Source organism: Christiangramia lutea (assembly GCF_022489035.1).
In the GTDB taxonomy this organism is placed as follows: Bacteria; Bacteroidota; Bacteroidia; order Flavobacteriales; family Flavobacteriaceae; genus Christiangramia; species Christiangramia lutea.
Genome location: NZ_JAKVTV010000014.1, coordinates 1 through 2,132, shown reverse-complemented (window position 1 = coordinate 2,132; position 2,132 = coordinate 1). Strand labels below are relative to the sequence as shown.

At 47.0% G+C, this 2,132-nt stretch carries 1 rRNA gene; it reads right to left on the bottom strand.

The annotated features are described in order from the left end of the window. Positions 1–97 precede the first annotated feature (97 nt). Positions 98–1,627 (bottom strand): 16S ribosomal RNA (locus tag ML462_RS15835). Between the last annotated feature and the right edge of the window lie 505 nt (positions 1,628–2,132).

The following is a 2,132-nucleotide window of genomic DNA, read 5'->3' as shown; positions in this document are numbered from 1 at the left end:
CTAAAAATCGAATTGACATAAGAATCAAGACCAAAGCGGTCTCTCTCGAACTTTTCTTTCTGTAATTGTCGCTTGTGTCTGAGACACAAAGCTCTAGAAAGGAGGTGTTCCAGCCGCACCTTCCGGTACGGCTACCTTGTTACGACTTAGCCCCAGTTACCAGTCTTACCCTAGGCGGCTCCTTGCGGTGACCGACTTCAGGTACCCCCGGCTTCCATGGCTTGACGGGCGGTGTGTACAAGGCCCGGGAACGTATTCACCGCATCATGGCTGATATGCGATTACTAGCGATTCCAGCTTCACGCAGTCGAGTTGCAGACTGCGATCCGAACTGTGATAGGGTTTGAAGATTCGCATCCCCTCGCGGGGTAGCTGCCCTCTGTCCCTACCATTGTAGCACGTGTGTGGCCCAGGACGTAAGGGCCGTGATGATTTGACGTCATCCCCACCTTCCTCGCGGTTTGCACCGGCAGTCTGGCTAGAGTTCCCACCATTACGTGCTGGCAACTAACCACAGGGGTTGCGCTCGTTATAGGACTTAACCTGACACCTCACGGCACGAGCTGACGACAACCATGCAGCACCTTGCAATTAGTCCGAAGAAGGGTCTGTTTCCAGACCTGTCCAACTGCATTTAAGCCCTGGTAAGGTTCCTCGCGTATCATCGAATTAAACCACATGCTCCACCGCTTGTGCGGGCCCCCGTCAATTCCTTTGAGTTTCATTCTTGCGAACGTACTCCCCAGGTGGGTCACTTATCACTTTCGCTTAACCACCCAGCCCTCAATTAGGCCGGACAGCTAGTGACCATCGTTTACGGCGTAGACTACCAGGGTATCTAATCCTGTTCGCTACCTACGCTTTCGTCCATCAGCGTCAATATATTATTAGTGATCTGCCTTCGCAATAGGTGTTCTGAGTAATATCTATGCATTTCACCGCTACACTACTCATTCCAACCACTTCATAATAATTCAAGAACAACAGTATCAATGGCAATTCTACAGTTAAGCTGCAGACTTTCACCACTGACTTATTATCCCGCCTACGGACCCTTTAAACCCAATGATTCCGGATAACGCTTGGACCCTCCGTATTACCGCGGCTGCTGGCACGGAGTTAGCCGGTCCTTATTCATACGGTACCGTCAAGCATCTACACGTAGATGTGGTTCTTCCCGTATAAAAGCAGTTTACAACCCATAGGGCCGTCTTCCTGCACGCGGCATGGCTGGATCAGAGTTGCCTCCATTGTCCAATATTCCTCACTGCTGCCTCCCGTAGGAGTCTGGTCCGTGTCTCAGTACCAGTGTGGGGGATCTCCCTCTCAGGACCCCTACCTATCGCGGTCTTGGTAAGCCGTTACCTTACCAACTAACTAATAGGACGCATACTCATCTTCAAGCCATAAATGTTTAATTATAATTCCAGGTGAAATCATAATACTATGGGGTATTAATCCACGTTTCCATGGGCTATCCCCCGCTTGAAGGCAGATTGTATACGCGTTACGCACCCGTGCGCCACTCGTCAGCGGAAAAGCAAGCTTTTCCCTGTTACCGTTCGACTTGCATGTGTTAGGCCTGCCGCTAGCGTTCATCCTGAGCCAGGATCAAACTCTTCATCGTTAAATCTTAAATATATTCAACAACTACTAAAGAAATTCTGTTCAGGTTGACTTTTCTAGTCTTAATTCTTATACACTTGATTTTATCTCGCTAAAAATAAAATCCTTGTCAATTCAATATATCAATGAACTTCGATCGTCTTACCAATCGTGTCTTCGCTAAAACCCGAGGATTCGAACCCCTCTACATACGCCCCGTCTGGCGGTTTTTCTTTAATCTCAATCTGTTGCTGTGAACGTTTGCTCGATCGCAAAGCGGGTGCAAATATACAACGCTTTTTCTTTCCCAACCAAAAGTTTTTAATAAAAATTTTAGTTTCTTTTAAAAGCTTCAGAGTCAACGACTCATCTACATACCTACTTATGAACTTCGCCTTGCCTCCAAAGCGGGTGCAAATATAAAACGACTTTTCTTCGCAAACCAAATAAATTCAGAAAAAAATTTATTTAATTTTTGATAGCTAATAACTCGCTATACCCCATTCCCAGTACTTTCAGTGAACTTC